Origin of the sequence: uncultured Roseovarius sp. (assembly GCF_947489715.1) — a bacterium.
Taxonomy (GTDB): Bacteria; Pseudomonadota; Alphaproteobacteria; order Rhodobacterales; family Rhodobacteraceae; genus Roseovarius.
Window position 1 is genome coordinate 361,851 of sequence record NZ_CANLER010000002.1, and the last position, 14,923, is coordinate 376,773.

Consider the following 14,923-nt stretch of genomic DNA (forward strand, 5'->3'; position numbering starts at 1 on the left):
CCCAACGCAGGCTCAAGGCGTTAGGTTCCGAAGTTTCGCAATTTTTTTGAGGGCACGAAATGAACGACATGCAAAACCAGGGCGATCTGTCATCCGCAATTGGCACCGAACTGCCCTATTTGCGGCGGTACGCGCGCGCGCTGACCGGCAGTCAGGAAAGCGGCGACAAATACGCCCTTGCAACACTCGAAGCGATCCTGGAGGACGCGGAAATAATTTCCACCGGGATGCCGATCAAGGAGGCGCTGTTCAAAACCTTCAATTCGATCTGGCGGTCATCAGGTGCGCAAATCGCGGGTGACGGGGATATGTCGCCCGAAGAGGCCCGCGCGCAAAAGCTTCTGTCGGATCTGACCGACAACACGCGTGAAGCACTCCTTTTGCACAGTATCGAACGCTTTACCCTGTCTCAGATCGCTCAGATCATGGATATAGACGAGGATGAGGCCGCCGAACTGCTCGATATCGCCCGCAAGGAAATGCAGCAGAACATCCATGGCCGCATCATGATCATCGAAGATGAGGCGATTATCGCGATGGACATATCGGGCATCGTCGAACAGATGGGTCACGATGTCACCGGCATCGCACGCACACGCGACGCCGCGGTTGAACTGGCCCGCAAACAACCGCCGGACATGATCCTTGCAGACATTCAGCTTGCGGACAAATCTTCTGGTATTGATGCGGTCAATCACATCTTTGCCGAAATGGGTGAAATTCCGGTGGTGTTTATCACCGCGTTCCCCGAACGCCTTCTGACGGGCGAACGCCCGGAACCAGCCTTCCTGATCACCAAGCCCTATACAGAAGATCAGGTTCAATCAGCGGTCAGCCAGGCCATGTTCTTTGCCAGCTCAGAAAACATTGAAGGCTGAAAACCCCAACAAAAAAGCCCCGCCAAAGCGTCTCTGGCGGGGCTTTAGTTTGTACAATTCTGCGATTATTCAGCAGCGATGGCGCGCAACATCCATGTAGCTTCCTCATGAAACGCCGCCCGCGCGGTCGCCAGATCTTCGGTCACCGGGTCACGATGATCGCCGGCGGTTTCGATCAGATCATGCAAACGGTGCGCAATCCGCTCGTGATCATCCGCCAGATCGACCACCATTTGTCGTGCAGTCAGCCGCCCGCCCTTATCGCCAATGACCGAATTTCCGGTCACGGTCGACAGGGTCATGGGTGCAATTTCACCCAGCGCGCGAATGCGTTCGGCCAGCGTGTCGGCCGCCTTGAACATATTCTCGTACTGCTCTTCGGTCAGTTTGTGGATCGAATAGAACATCGGGCCTGTCACGTTCCAATGATAGGCATGCGTTTTGAAAACGAGGCGATAGGTGTCGGCCAGAATGTTCGTCAGACCGTCGGCGACAGCCTTGGTATCGCGTACGCCCGTGTCGGTCTCTGTGCGTTGCGTCTGTGCTTGAAGCATGTCTTGCATTTCGTCCTCTGCTTTGAGTGGATGGAAAAAGTGCGCTCCGTTTGGAACGCACTTTTGTCGTTTGCCGTCTCAGCGCTGGTTACGGCGTGCGGCCTTTGAGCGCTCGCATGACCATCGCCAGTACGAAAAGGGCGATGAATACGAAGAACAGGATTTGTGCGATCCCGGCCGAAGCGGAAGCGATGCCACCAAAGCCGAAAACGGCAGCGATGATTGCGACGATCAGGAATGTAAGTGCCCAACTAAGCATTTTTTGAGTTCCTTTCATTTGATTGGCTGAAGGTCCAACGTCCAATTTGCCTTTCGGTTCCGAAATCGTTGCAAAAAAGAAAATCGGCGTTTCAGACAGTTTTATCGGAACAAGCGCAGGTGAGCCGCGTTGAGGCCGTGAACCAAGTGAAAGGAGTTTCAAATGGCACAGTCAAAAGCCGGCGCCAAAACGAGCACGCCAGAGACCGAGCGCCTGTCGGCCCAAATCGACGCCTTGGAGGACAGCATCGCAAAGATTTCCAAGACGCTGGTCGAGATGGGGTCGGCCCGTCGCGACGCCGTGATCAGTGACGCAACCGAGAAAGTCGCACATCTGAAGACCAGCAGTGAAAAACACCTGCAGGAAATGCAGGACAAGGCCGAGGATATCGCCAATCGCACAGGCGACGCCGTGCGCCGGCAACCGGCAACCGCTGTCGGGCTTGCCGTGGGTGTGGGCTTCCTTCTGGGCTTTCTCAGCGGGCGCAAGTGATGCTTCATCAGCTTGCAAATGATGTAAAAGATACCGCGCGTGCGACGGCACGTGCGGCTCTTTTCTCGACATTGGGTGGGATTTTCGCGCTTGTCGGTACGGGTTTTCTGACTGTCGCCTTATGGCTTCTTCTGGTCACTCTCGAAAGCGCGATCTTCGCGGCTTCTGTCATTGGTGCGCTCTACTGCGCCTTTGGGTTCATCCTTATGGCGGTGGGTCTGAAAGGCAAAGCCCAGCCTTCCGGCAGGTATGAATTCAGCAGCGGACGTACCGGCGACGCTGACGCAGCCAACGCGCCGCGAGAGCCGTTTCTGCAAGTGGCAGAAGGGTTCGCAATGGGCCTCAAGGCCGGTCGCTCGGCTCGGTCCAGGTAAATTCGACGCACATTCTTCTGACTGCAAGCTCCCCTACATTAGGGGAATTTGCATTTCTTCCAGAACACTGCGCACCATCTCATCTGAAAACGGCCTGACAAGCATATGCCACCCACGTTGCTGTACCTCAGCTTCGTGGGTCTCTCCTTGCGTCAGGACAATGCGCGCTCCGCTATGTTTCAACGCAACGTGAAGCTCGGTGCCATCAAGATCTGGAAAACTCATTTCCAGAAACGCTACCGCCAGCGTTGGTGTCTGCGAAAGCTTTTCAAGAACCTCACCCGGACTGGTCGCGTGGATCACATAACACCGGCAACATGTCTCGAGAGTGTCGATCATATCGGCTGCGATGATCGGGTTTTTTTCCAGTAACAGGAAAGTGGGATGGCCATTTGCATTGGTCAAAGGTTTGTTCCGAATTGTCAGACTGGAATCCATGGGCGTTTGTCCATTTTTTGGTCACCTTGGAACAAAACGCACCCCTGCGCATTAAACTATGACATATCCGAGGGGTCGAAAATGCCGATCAAATGCCAGCACTGCCCACTTCGAAAAAAGTCCCTGTTCGACGAGATGACCAGTGACGAGGTCCGGTTCATGCAAACCTTCAAATCGGGTGAGTTGAGGGTCGAAGCAGGCACAACGCTGATGATGGAGGGCTCCAACAGTCCGCAGCTTTTTACCGTGCTCGAAGGTATGGGCCTGCGCTATAAAACGCTCGAAGATGGTGACCGTCAGGTCATCAACTTTATCCTTCCAGGTGATTTTCTGGGCCTTCAGGCCGGCGTCATGCAAGAGATGCAGCACACGGTCGAAGCCAGCACCGATATGTTGCTCTGCGTGTTTGACCGCAAGTCGCTTTGGAACCTTTTTGAGCACCACGCCGAGCGTGCCTTCGATCTGACCTGGCTGGCCGCAGTAGAAGAACATCTGCTAGGGGAAAGCCTTGCAATCCTTGGGCAAATGAGCGGGATCGAGCGCGTGGCACGCGCCTTTGTCCGGCTCAATGACCGCTGCGATGCGCTGGACCTGAAAAAAGGCGCCTTTATACCATTGCCCTTCCGGCAACAGGATCTGGCGGATGCCCTGGGCCTGTCGCTGGTTCACACCAACAAGACGTTGAAAAAACTGCGCGACCAATCGGTGGCCAACTGGGCCAATGGCAAGCTTGAGGTGATCAATTACGACCGCCTGTGTGACATCGCACAGCTTGACCCCACCCGTGATCCGATCATTCGCCCTCTTCTGTGACCGGAATTCACAATCACCACATCAGACCAACCATACAAACCCGAAGTAAAGGCAGAAATTTCCATGTCCGACCGTCAAGTGATAATTGACCCTGCAGTTCGGGTCGCCGTTTTGATCATCGCCACGATACTTACTTTTGTCGCGCTAAAACTGGGGCAGGACGTCTTTGCACCCCTGGTCCTGGCTTTGGTCACAGGCATCATTTTAGGTCCCTTCACCGACCTGTTGCAGCGCGCGGGGCTGCCTGTGGCCTTTGCCGCTGTCACCGTGTTGGCGATCGGTGTTCTGTCCATCGCCGGGCTCGCGCTTGCAGCCGAACCGCTCATTTGGCGCATTGTGGACGAATTGCCAAAGCTCAAATGGGAAGTGAGTAATCTTATCGAAGAGTTTCGCGGCATCATTCAGGGCCTGGATGAGGTCAACAAAGAAGTCGAAGAGGTTTTGGGCGCGGTCAATGAAAACAGTGAAACCCCAGCCGCCGTCGAAGACAGCGCCGTGCCCACGGTGACCGATGCGCTTTTCCTCGCACCGGTTCTGGTGGCACATTTTCTGATATTTGCAGGGTCGCTCTTTTTCTTTTTGCTGACCCGCAAAGGTATCTATGACTGGGTTTCGCGTTTTTTGGGCGGCGACACGGATCAGGACAGTTTCAAGACACGCGTGCGCCGCGCCGAGCAGATGGTCTCGCAATATGTTCTAACCATCTCGGTCATAAATGTTGGGCTGGGCTTCGCTCTCGCGATGTCACTGTGGCTGGTTGGCGTGCCTGCCCCCTTTGTCTGGGGCGTCGCAGCCACTTTGCTGAATTTCGTGCTGTACCTGGGGCCGCTGGTGCTGACATTCAGCCTTCTGCTGGCCGGTCTCTTCGCGTTCGACGGGATCACGGTGCTTGTGCCACCGCTGATTTTCCTGACACTCAATGTCATTGAATCCCAGATGGTGACGCCCAGCATGATCGGCAGGCATATCTCGGTTAATCCTCTGCTGGTTTTCGTGTCGCTGCTGTTCTGGCTGTGGTTTTGGGGCCCGATCGGCGGCATCATCGCAATCCCGCTCCTCGTGATCGCGCTTGTTATGCTGAACCTGTTTGAAGATAATCCGGAAACCACCTGATCACGCCCCTAATACACTCGGGCAGGCCCAGTCGGCCACGCTCCTGAAAGCGGCGGGTAATTTGCTTAAACAAGCCGCTATTTGCAGCACGCACGGGCCTGACATTGGTACCATATGACGCGAGGGCGGGTATCCCACGAAGCATTGCGCAATGTGCTGCGGGGTGGCACTTGATGCGCCCTGTTTCCTTGCTCACAAACTAAAAAAGGCGCGCAGTTTTCACCGCGCGCCAATTGTGCCTGAAACTCTGGCTGTCAGGCCATGCCTTTGGCCGATTTTGGTCCAGCCAACAGCCAAACGATGAAGCCAATAATCGGCAGGATCAGAACAAGCAACGTCCATATAACCTTGCCGCCCGTCGATGCGCTTGAGCCGATGATCGACACGATGGCCCATATGTTCAGGACCAATACGATAAATCCACCTATGCCAGCATATTCCATTTAATCTCTCCGCTTTTACGGTTGCATTGCAGGGTCAACGCGCAGGGCTGCACTAAAGTTCCCGGACAAGAATTACTCCGCCGCCACCATCTGCATGTCGTCACGGTCCGAGACCAGTTTGACCGACGGCGTGTCGTGTACAAGCGTGCGTGTGGGGAAGGGAATGTCGATATCCGCCTCATCCAGCGCTTCCTTTACCTTGCGCTTCATGTCGGCCTGATACTGAAAATACTCAGACGCGTCACACCAGACACGCACCAGAAAATCGACGCTGCTGCTGCCCAGGTTGTTGACCTGGATGAACGGCTCCGGATCTGCGTGCGAACGGTCGTCGGCCATAATCGTTTCGCGGATGACCTGCTCGGCCTTGCCCAGGTTGACGCCGTATCCGACACCAAAAGTCCATTCCGCGCGGCGCGTGGGGTACACCGAATAATTGTGGATCGTATTGCCCCAAACCTCGGAATTCGGCACGACGACCTTTACATTTCCCAGATCAGCCAGTTCGGTGTAGTTCAGCGTGATATCTTTGACCGTTCCCATCACATCGTCAATTTCCACGAAATCGCCGATTTTCAGCGGACGGAACAGGATGATCATCACCCCGGCAGCGATGTTCGACAAGGTGCCCTGCAGCGCAAGACCAACAGCCAGACCCGCGGCACCGATCACCGCCACGATGGACGTGGTCTGAACACCGAACGTGTTCAGCACAAACAGGGCCGTGAAAGCCAGAATTGCGTAGCGCGCGATGTTCGACAGAAAGTTGAACAGCGTGTCATCCAGCCGCGCATGTTTGTCACTCAGCTTTTTGATGCGTCGCTTGAGAAAACCCGAGACGGTAAACCCCAGCAAAATGATCGCAATGGCACCGGCAATGCTGCCAGCAAGGCTCAAAATCGCCTCGAATGTCAGCATGTCCGCCATCGCTTTGCCATCATAGATATCTGTTGTCCAAATTGACGATATCCAGCTTGCGGTACTGTCCGCCACGGTTTCTAGATTTTCCATGTTTAACCTCGAATTCTGCTTAGATTCTCAAATCAACGCATAATCACCGAGGGAGTTCCTTAAAAAACCGTACCCATCTGAAGACTATTAATTTTATACACCATGCACCTGCATGCCGCTGTTAATTTCCAACCGAACGCGGCTATTTCCCATGTTTTCTTGATTTTTTCTGAAAGTGCTTTTTTACCAAAGAACCCTTTGTCCGCGTGGCCGAATGTTGCCGCGTTTCCGTCAGGCCGCGCGGTGCATGGCCAGGGTAATCGCCTCGAATGGCTTCAGCACCGGCCAGATCGGTTTGGGGTGTTCCGGCAGACGGGACCGGTCAACCGCAGCAAGTACGCTGGACGCCAGTTGTTCGGGTTTACGACGCAACCGGCCCACATACAGGCTTTCGACCGGGCAACCTGCGGCCAGGATCGCCTCGTGGCCGGGCAGTAGCAGATGATGATAGGTGATCAGATCGGGGCCATCGGCAAACCGGGTCGACACGCCGTTGACCAGATGCCGCGCAGGCACCAGCACCGCCTCTTTGCCGAACATGTATTCAACCTCTGACCCGCCAATCACCAGCCGTTGCTGCTGGGCCACGACGATATCGCGGTGCAGGCCAAAATAGGGCGCGCGGATCAGCACCGGGCGGAAACTGCCCCGTGCGGGCACCGTACGACGCACCGTATGCAGCACTGGCACCTGTTCACCGCTCGCGGTTTCCACCATATCACCGCGCTGCAGCCGATCCGCGTATGTTTCTCCCTGGGGGGTGGCGATCAACACGCTTCCAGTCAGGCCGGGCATTGGCCCGACCGGCTCGACTCGCGACGAGACGGCGATGAAATCGACCTCTGGATGCAGCTCGCGCTGAAGCGGTTCCATGATCACGGAACGCATATCGCTCAGCGGGATCGGATGCGGCGGCGCAAGCGTGACCGATTGGGCAATATCCGAGCCCGGCTGCTCCAGCGTCAACAAGCCCCATTTGCCGGGCGCATCCCAGCTATAGGTCAGACGCAGCACGCTGGTGCGGGTGTCAGGATCATGCGGCAGGGTGAAATGGCGCACATCGTCACCCTGGGTTTCGACCAATATGATCCCGCCGCCGGGAAGCATCTGCAGGGAAAAGCTGCCAGCCCAGGGGTAATGCCGTCGAAAGGCCAGCAGGGTTTGCGGCTTTTTCTCGGGCGTCAGCCGGGTCTCCAACATCAACGTGCCACGGGGCATCAGCGCCGCAGGGTCGCGCGGATTACCGACAGGCCCGGCCTGATCACCCAGACCGCTGGTGTCAAACTGCCTGCCATTCTGATCCGCGATGCCGATCCAGCCCATTCAGGCGACCCGCGTGCCGGTCATCAGCAACTGCGCCTCATAGCGTTTCAGCGTGCGCCGCGCGGCAGGGCTGTAACCCGCGCCTGTATTGGGATCAATCTCGGGGAAAAGCGTGCAGATTTCCGCGACGATATCGGCCTCGAAACTTTTCGCGGTCTGCGGGCCGGGCAGAAAACTCTCAGTCTCCAGCCCCTCTGAAAACACCACCTGGTGCCGGTCAAAAAGGATGTGGACATAATCCACCATACCGCCTTCCACACGTCGCACCGAACTGTCGTTGATCAGGTCACGGGCGGCGACCAGCACCTCTGCCTCGCCGAACAGCAACTCGGCCAGACTATCGCGGATCAGCACGCGGTGCAGGGGCGACAACAGCAATTCGCGATGCGTACCAAACGTGTTCCGTGCGATCCGGATCGGGGCGTAATCACCGGTGGCGGGCACCCGGCGCTGCCCGATCCAGCGCAGCGGTTGCGCCCCGTCATCCTGGGTCATCACCAGATCACCGGGCGTCAGATTGTCGACCGGCACTTCACCATCCGGTGTACGGATCAGCGTACCGGCAACAAAACACGGGATCGACGAAACCGTGACAAAGCCCACATCGGTCGCCCCGGTGGAGCTTGAAACCTCGTACGTAAAGCTGAAATTCTCGACATCCCCATCGCCGACCATGGTGATCGTGCCATCGGCATTCAGCGTGATCTGCTGGCCGCTGGCCAGGGTGATGGTACTGCCCGCAACCACGTCCTGACCATTGATCTGGGTGATGGTCAGCGTGCCCCCGGTCGTGTTCACGTCATTACCCAGGATGTCTATCGTCTTGCTGCCGGTGGGGAACAGGTTCGAGTTGTCATCGGTCGCGACCAGCGTCGTCTGCACGCTGTCCCCGGCCACCAGCAGGGTGGAATCGTAGCGGTTGTCAGCCACGTCCGCGATGCCGATCCGGATCGAGTTGACGACGCCGCTATTGACCGGAATGGTCAACGTCATCGTGACGGTAAACCCGTCCATCTCGGTGTTGAACTGATCGGCCGTGTTGTCGATGAACAGGTTGCCATTGGCCCCGGAATTCAGGTTGCCCGGATCAATATCACCATCGCCGACGGCCAGATCGACCTGTGTACCGTTGATCCAGACGCCGACGAAATCTTGAAACTGGCCATTGGTGAACTCGGGATATTCCTCGGACGAGAAAACGAACTGCATCGACATGACATTGCCGGTGGGGATGAAATCCACATCCAGATAGGAGGCATCGAAGGTGTTGGTCCCGGCGGCGGCGTTGAAATCGGGGTCGTTATTCGGCCCGCTTGACCCGGTTGTCGTACCGGTCCGCAGGTTGGATTGCGACGCATTGTTGGTGAACCCGCGCAGATCACCGGTTGAGAACAAGACACCGCTGTCGCCGGGGGTGACCCCGGGCGCGATCGCATCGCCATTGGTGTAGATCCCCGACGAGTCGTTATCGCCCGTGTAGGACGCGCCGATAACGGTCACGCCATCGCCAAAGATTTCCTCCGCCATCTGCACCGCAGTGGCATTCCTGTTGATCGGTAGTTCCGTACCTGCAACCATTTACTGCCCCAACCTAACCGTTGGAGACAGCGCAAAACGCCAGCGTGGCAGGGTTTTCCCCGCCTTATGTTATTTGGACAATTTGCTTGCCCGCTCGATATGGGGCCTTTGCGGCCCCGCTGATTTTGCCCTGCCTCGGGTCATTTATTAAGGATTGGTTAGCAAAAAAATTAACCCCTGTTAAGAATTTTTCACCTCACGGCGTACATTCCGGTCAATTGTGCGTTTTCTGTGGCATTTGCGCTTTGCCGCAAAGCAGGGTACGCCCGGCCAACCGAGTTTTTCGCCCATGAGATACCATGCCACAGACCCCTGTAGACCCCGTAGAACTAACCGCTGATTTGGTTCGATGCCCGTCCGTCACGCCCGCAGAGGGCGGTGCGCTGGTACTGCTCCAGGAACGGCTTGGCGCGGCGGGTTTTACCTGCACCCGGGTTGATCGGGGCGGGGTGTCCAACCTCTTCGCGCGGTGGGGCGCAAAAGGCGCGGCGAAAACCTTCGGCTTCAACGGTCACACGGATGTGGTGCCCTTGGGGGACGAGGCCGCCTGGACGATGCCACCCTTCGGGGCCGAGATCAAAGACGGCTACCTCTGGGGGCGCGGCGCGACCGACATGAAATCCGGCGTGGCGGCCTTTGCCGCGGCGGCAATGGATTTCGTGCAGGATACCCCGCCCGACGGCGCGATCATCCTGACCATCACCGGCGATGAGGAAGGCGATGCCGAAGACGGCACAACCGCCCTGCTGGACTGGATGAATGGCAATGACGAGGCGATGGATGTCTGCCTTGTGGGCGAACCGACCTGCCCTGACAATATGGGTGAGATGATCAAGATCGGACGGCGCGGGTCGCTGTCGGCCTGGATCACAATCACTGGCGTGCAGGGCCATTCCGCCTATCCGCACCGGGCCTGCAACCCGCTGCCCGCGATGGCGCGGCTGATGGATCGGCTGTCGTCGCATGAGCTGGATCAGGGCACCCAGCATTTTGATCCCTCGACGCTGGCCGTCGTCACCATCGACACCGGCAACTCGGCCACCAACGTGATTCCCGCCGAATGTCGGGCAACGGTCAATATCCGTTTCAACGATGCCCATAACAGCGCGTCGCTGATCGCGTGGATGCAGGATGAGGTGGATAAGGTGGCTGAGGAATTCGGCGTTACCGGCGCGCTGGAGGTGAAAGTCTCGGGCGAAAGCTTCCTGACACCGCCGGGGGCATTGTCGAATCTGGTGGCCGCTGCGGTTGCGGCGGAAACCGGCGTGACGCCGGTGCTGTCAACAACCGGCGGCACGTCCGACGCGCGGTTCGTTAAGCATCACTGCCCGGTGGTGGAATTCGGACTGGTCGGACAGACCATGCACCAGGTGGATGAACGCGTGGCGGTGGATCAGATCGGGCAATTGAAGGCCGTCTATTCCCGCATCCTGCGCGACTATTTCGGCTGAGGTCATGCGCCCCACGCTGGTCGTCATGCTGAAGGAACCGCGCCCGGGCCGGGTCAAAACCCGCCTGGGCCGCGACATCGGTATGGTGGGTGCCGCGTGGTGGTTTCGTCATCAGGTAAGGCGGCTCCTGCGCGAGGTGGAAGACCCGCGCTGGCATCTGGTTCTGGCGGTGGCCCCGGATCACGCTGGCATGGCGTCGCGGGTCTGGCCCGGCCATCTGCCGCGCGTGCCGCAAGGGTCCGGGGATCTGGGCGCTCGCATGGGCCGTCTGATGCATACCCTGCCGCCCGGCCCGGTCTGCATCATCGGCGGCGATATCCCGGATGTGCGCAAAGAACATATCGCCCGCGCCTTTCGCGCGCTCGGGGCCCGCGATGCGGTCTTCGGCCCGGCCCCCGATGGCGGCTACTGGCTGGTCGGTCTGAAACGGGTTCAAGTGCCTGCCAGCCTGTTCCGGCATGTCCGCTGGTCAACCGAACACGCGCTTGCCGACAGCATCGCCAGCCTGGGCGGCGCGCGGGTCGCGTTGACGGATCGGCTGCGCGATGTCGATACCGTCGCCGATCTCTGATCCGCCGGTACCAGATCGAGTGCGCTGACGCGCACGCAGGGTCTCTCGTCGTCGTGCTGCGCCCTCCTCCTCGGGGTGCCAGAGCCGGTGAGGGCACATGTGTACACAATCCGCGTACACAATTTACACAGTTGCAACTCGGTCCGCTTTGCCATGTGGTGCGGCGGTTTCTTTCATGCTAGGCCAGCGGCATGAGCCAGATGCCCTCCAAGGAGGAGATCCTGCAATGGATTTCCGACCACCCGACCCAGAGTTCAAAACGCGATATCGCCCGTGCCTTCGGCATCAAGGGGGCCGCGCGGATTGATCTGAAACGGCTGTTGAAAGAGCTTGAGGCCGAGGGCCATCTGCAAAAGCGCAAGAAGACCTATCGCGACCCCGACAAGCTGCCACCGGTTGCGGTGCTGCGGGTGTCCGAACAGACCCCCGATGGCGATCTGATGGCGACCCCGATGGAATGGCAGGGCGAAGGTGACGCGCCCCTGGTGCTGATCGTGGCCCGCGCCAGCGACCCCGCGCTGGGCGATGGTGATCGCATCTTGGCGCGGCTGACCGAGGTAAGTGGCGAAACGCATGGCTACGAGGGCCGCCTGATCCGACGGATCGGCACCAACCCCCTGAAAGTGCTGGGGGTTTTCCGCAAGCGCACCGAAGGCGGACGGATCGTGCCGATCGACAAGGGTGACGGCAAGGAATGGGACGTCCTGGGCGATGCTACCGGCGGCGCCAAGGATGGTGAGCTGGTCGAGGCGGAACAGGCCGGTCCCAAGGGGCGCATGGGGCTGCCGCGCGCCCGGGTGGTACAGCGTCTGGGCGATCCTTCGGCGCCGAAGGCCGTGTCGCTGATTGCTATTCATCAGCATGGCATCCCGGATGATTTCCCCGACGAGGTGATTGCCGAGGCCGACAGGATGAAACCCGCGGGCCTCAAGGGCCGGGATGACCTGCGCGATATGCCCCTGATTACCATCGACCCGGCGGATGCGCGCGACCATGACGATGCCTGCTGGGCGCATGCGGATGACAACCCGAAAAACGAGGGCGGCCATGTGATCTGGGTCGCGATTGCCGATGTGGCGCATTACGTGACCCCGGGGTCCGCGCTGGATCACGAGGCCAGAAAACGCGGCAATTCCAGTTACTTCCCGGATCGTGTCGTGCCGATGCTGCCGGACCGGTTGTCGGGCGATCTGTGTTCGCTGCACGAGGGCGTGCCGCGCGCCTGTATCGCCGTGCGCATGCAGGTCAATGCCCATGGCGAAAAGATCGGGCACCGGTTTTTGCGCGGACTGATGCGCTCACCGGCATCGCTGAATTACCGCGAGGTGCAGGAGGCGATGGACGGCACCCCGAATGACAAATGCACCCCACTGATGGACGAGGTGATCCGCCCGCTTTACGCCGCCCATAACGCGCTGAAACAGGCGCGGAAAAACCGCCAGCCGCTGGATCTGGACCTGCCCGAACGCAAGGTCATGCTAAGCGATGAGGGTGTGGTGGAAAGCGTCAATTTCACCGACCGGCTGGACGCGCATAAGCTTATCGAGGAATTCATGGTGCTGGCCAATGTGGCCGCCGCCGAAACCCTGATCGCCAAGAAATCCCCCCTGCTTTTCCGGGTGCACGAGGAACCGCCGCCCGAAAAGCTCGATAGCCTGCGCGAGGTGGCCGAAGCAGCAGGGCTGGTGCTGGCCAAGGGGCAGGTGTTGAAAACCGCGCATCTCAATGCGCTGCTGCATGCCGCCGCAGATACTGATCATGCCGAACAGATCAACATGTCGACCCTGCGTGCCATGACCCAGGCCTATTACGCCCCCGCGAATTTTGGCCATTTCGGCCTTGCACTACAGGCCTACGCGCATTTCACCTCGCCGATCCGCCGCTATGCCGACCTGATCGTGCACCGGGCGCTGATCTCGGCGCATGGCTGGGGGAAAGACGGCCTCAGCAAAGACGATATGGACCGGCTGGAAGGCACGGCCGCGCATATCAGCGATACCGAACGCCGCTCGATGATGGCGGAACGGGATACAAATGACCGCTATCTGGCCGCCTTCCTGTCCGAGCGTATCGGCGATGAATTCAGCGGCCGGATCAGTGGCGTGGCCAAGTTCGGGGTCTTTGTGCGGCTGGATGAAACCGGGGCCGATGGGCTGATCCCGGTGCGCTCATTGGGGCGGGAGTTTTTCAATTTTGATCGCGAAGCGGGCACCCTGACCGGATCGGATACCGGGGTCGAGATCGGTCTGGGCCAGCGGGTCACCGTGCGACTGGCCGAAGCGGCCCCGGTGACGGGCGGGCTGGCGCTGGACCTGATCAGCCTTGATGGCAAGGCGATGCCCAAATCAAACCCGGGCAGACGCGGTAAACCCGCCAAACGTCAGCTGTCCAATGCCAAACGCAAATCCGACAAGGCAAAACGCAAGGTCAAGCGGCGTCGCTGAGGTGATAGGTCAGCGCGTGGCGGATCAGATGTGTCAGGCGCTCGGGCTCGATCTGGCTTGGCTCGTCGAACAGCACGGCGCGGTTGCCATCAATCCGGTCCCAGCCGGGAAACGCCTGCGCATAGCTGGCGATGATCGTGCTTTGGCAATGGGCGAAAATCGCGAAACGCGCATCCTTGTGCGGCCCCAGTCGCAGCGTCGAACCCGCCCGGGCTTTCGTCAGATAAGCGGGCTGCCCCCATCTAAGCGCCTCTTGCAACCCGCCGGTCTGGGGCAGGGTACCGGCTGTTTGAAAAATCAACGCCCGCAACGCAAGAACACCTGACCGCGTCAGCGGGTCATAGCGCGAAATAACACGATCCACATCCGAAGAGATCACAGGGGTTTCCATCTGGTTTCTCCCGCCAGGTGACGGCTGAGATTTAACATTCCTACATGATAGTAATTGTCAGCATGTGCGAGGATAGTGATCACCATGACACGCACACACCGCCTTTTCCAGTTGATGCAGGCCCTGCGCAATGCGGCCCCCCCGGCGACGGCCTCGAGCCTGGCGCAGTCACTTGGCGTAACACCGCGCACAATCTATCGCGACATAGATGCGCTCAGGGGGTTGGGCGCGGTGATCGACGGTGCTGCGGGTTTCGGCTACACGCTGGTCGAAGATGCGGCGCTGCCACCGCTCAGCTTTGCCGATGAGGAGTTAGAGGCGTTGGTTCTGGGCCTGCGAGAGGTGGGCGTAGTGGGTGATCCGGCGCTGGCCAAGGCCGCCGAAAGCGCCCTGTCGAAACTGCGCGCGCGGTTGCCCGCCAGCCAGGCGCATCGGCTGGAACACGCGGTACTGACCGCCCGCCGCTTTGCCCCCTTGCCGGAACCCGGCGTTGACGTCATCGAACTCAGGCAGGCCACATGGGACGAACGCACCATCCGGTTCGACTATTCCGATGTTGAATCACGCCAGACCACGCGCAGCGCCGATCCCTTGTCGATCGTCTACATGCAGGCCTCGCATTGTCTGCTGGCGTATTGCCACCTGCGAAGTGACTTTCGGGCATTCCGGCTGGATCGGATGCGAAATCTGGACGTGACCAGCGCGTCGTTTCGCCCTCGGCGCGTGCCGATGCTGCGAGAATGTCTGGCACAAATGAGCGCATGAGGGACTGAATTCGGCAGAACCTTGC

At 59.0% G+C, this 14,923-nt stretch carries 17 protein-coding genes; 9 read left to right on the forward strand and 8 right to left on the reverse strand.

Features of this window, described 5'->3' with window-relative positions; genetic code table 11:
- Positions 1-59 precede the first annotated feature (59 nt).
- A complete protein-coding gene (locus tag Q1B27_RS07435; protein WP_299845926.1) occupies positions 60-878 on the forward strand; it encodes a response regulator in 819 nt (272 codons plus the stop codon).
- 65 nt (positions 879-943) lie between these two features.
- Here Q1B27_RS07435 and Q1B27_RS07440 read toward each other — a convergent pair whose 3' ends face one another.
- Together Q1B27_RS07440 and Q1B27_RS07445 are read right to left on the reverse strand one after the other, a co-directional pair.
- Positions 944-1,441 (reverse strand): DNA starvation/stationary phase protection protein, encoded by a 498-nt coding sequence (locus tag Q1B27_RS07440; protein ID WP_299845929.1) that lies wholly within the window; start codon positions 1,439-1,441, stop codon positions 944-946.
- 79 nt (positions 1,442-1,520) lie between these two features.
- Positions 1,521-1,691 carry a DUF1328 domain-containing protein gene (locus Q1B27_RS07445; protein WP_299846823.1) on the reverse strand — a complete coding sequence of 57 codons (171 nt, stop codon included), beginning with the start codon at positions 1,689-1,691 and terminating at the stop codon, positions 1,521-1,523.
- A 162-nt stretch (positions 1,692-1,853) separates the two neighbouring features.
- Here Q1B27_RS07445 and Q1B27_RS07450 point away from each other — a divergent pair, with 162 nt between their 5' ends.
- Together Q1B27_RS07450 and Q1B27_RS07455 are read left to right on the forward strand one after the other, a co-directional pair.
- Positions 1,854-2,183, forward strand: a complete 330-nt coding sequence (locus Q1B27_RS07450; protein ID WP_299845932.1) for a hypothetical protein — start codon at positions 1,854-1,856, stop codon at positions 2,181-2,183.
- Entirely contained in the window at positions 2,183-2,557 is a 375-nt protein-coding gene (locus Q1B27_RS07455; protein WP_299845935.1) for a phage holin family protein, read from the forward strand. The genes Q1B27_RS07450 and Q1B27_RS07455 overlap by 1 nt, the downstream gene beginning before the upstream one ends.
- 33 nt (positions 2,558-2,590) lie before the next feature.
- Here the strand turns inward: Q1B27_RS07455 and Q1B27_RS07460 are convergent, their stop codons facing one another.
- A complete protein-coding gene (locus Q1B27_RS07460; RefSeq protein ID WP_299845938.1) occupies positions 2,591-2,995 on the reverse strand; it encodes a hypothetical protein in 405 nt (134 codons plus the stop codon).
- An 81-nt stretch (positions 2,996-3,076) separates the two neighbouring features.
- On the opposite strand from Q1B27_RS07460, the gene Q1B27_RS07465 reads away from it, so the two are divergent.
- Together Q1B27_RS07465 and Q1B27_RS07470 are read left to right on the forward strand one after the other, a co-directional pair.
- Positions 3,077-3,808 carry a Crp/Fnr family transcriptional regulator gene (locus tag Q1B27_RS07465; protein ID WP_299845941.1) on the forward strand — a complete coding sequence of 244 codons (732 nt, stop codon included), beginning with the start codon at positions 3,077-3,079 and terminating at the stop codon, positions 3,806-3,808.
- 63 nt (positions 3,809-3,871) lie between these two features.
- Entirely contained in the window at positions 3,872-4,921 is a 1,050-nt protein-coding gene (locus Q1B27_RS07470) for an AI-2E family transporter (protein ID WP_299845944.1), read from the forward strand.
- Between the two features lie 254 nt (positions 4,922-5,175).
- Here Q1B27_RS07470 and Q1B27_RS07475 read toward each other — a convergent pair whose 3' ends face one another.
- The 4 genes from Q1B27_RS07475 to Q1B27_RS07490 form a co-directional block, all read right to left on the reverse strand.
- Positions 5,176-5,364, reverse strand: coding sequence for a PLD nuclease N-terminal domain-containing protein (locus Q1B27_RS07475; RefSeq protein ID WP_299845947.1), 189 nt, complete (start codon positions 5,362-5,364; stop codon positions 5,176-5,178).
- A gap of 72 nt (positions 5,365-5,436) precedes the next feature.
- Complete coding sequence (locus tag Q1B27_RS07480; protein WP_299845950.1) at positions 5,437-6,375, reverse strand: mechanosensitive ion channel domain-containing protein; 939 nt, start codon at positions 6,373-6,375, stop codon at positions 5,437-5,439.
- A 231-nt stretch (positions 6,376-6,606) separates the two neighbouring features.
- Positions 6,607-7,698: a Hint domain-containing protein gene (locus Q1B27_RS07485; protein ID WP_299845953.1), complete on the reverse strand. Its 1,092-nt coding sequence runs from the start codon at positions 7,696-7,698 to the stop codon at positions 6,607-6,609.
- Entirely contained in the window at positions 7,699-9,276 is a 1,578-nt protein-coding gene (locus Q1B27_RS07490; RefSeq protein WP_299845956.1) for a Hint domain-containing protein, read from the reverse strand.
- A 299-nt stretch (positions 9,277-9,575) separates the two neighbouring features.
- On the opposite strand from Q1B27_RS07490, the gene dapE reads away from it, so the two are divergent.
- The 3 genes from dapE (at position 9,576) to rnr (ending at position 13,742) form a co-directional block, all read left to right on the forward strand.
- On the forward strand, positions 9,576-10,727 hold the full coding sequence (gene dapE, locus Q1B27_RS07495) for a succinyl-diaminopimelate desuccinylase (protein ID WP_299845959.1): 1,152 nt from the start codon (positions 9,576-9,578) through the stop codon (positions 10,725-10,727).
- 4 nt (positions 10,728-10,731) lie between these two features.
- Positions 10,732-11,298, forward strand: a complete 567-nt coding sequence (locus Q1B27_RS07500; protein WP_299845962.1) for a TIGR04282 family arsenosugar biosynthesis glycosyltransferase — start codon at positions 10,732-10,734, stop codon at positions 11,296-11,298.
- A 191-nt stretch (positions 11,299-11,489) separates the two neighbouring features.
- Positions 11,490-13,742 (forward strand): ribonuclease R, encoded by a 2,253-nt coding sequence (gene rnr / locus Q1B27_RS07505; RefSeq protein ID WP_299845965.1) that lies wholly within the window; start codon positions 11,490-11,492, stop codon positions 13,740-13,742.
- On the opposite strand, the gene Q1B27_RS07510 is transcribed toward rnr, so the two are convergent.
- Positions 13,726-14,133: a DUF1801 domain-containing protein gene (locus Q1B27_RS07510; RefSeq protein ID WP_299845968.1), complete on the reverse strand. Its 408-nt coding sequence runs from the start codon at positions 14,131-14,133 to the stop codon at positions 13,726-13,728. The two genes, rnr and Q1B27_RS07510, sit on opposite strands and share 17 nt — an antisense overlap.
- Before the next feature lie 84 nt (positions 14,134-14,217).
- Between Q1B27_RS07510 and Q1B27_RS07515 the strand changes: the two genes are divergently transcribed.
- Positions 14,218-14,898, forward strand: coding sequence for a YafY family protein (locus Q1B27_RS07515; protein WP_299845971.1), 681 nt, complete (start codon positions 14,218-14,220; stop codon positions 14,896-14,898).
- Positions 14,899-14,923 lie beyond the last annotated feature (25 nt).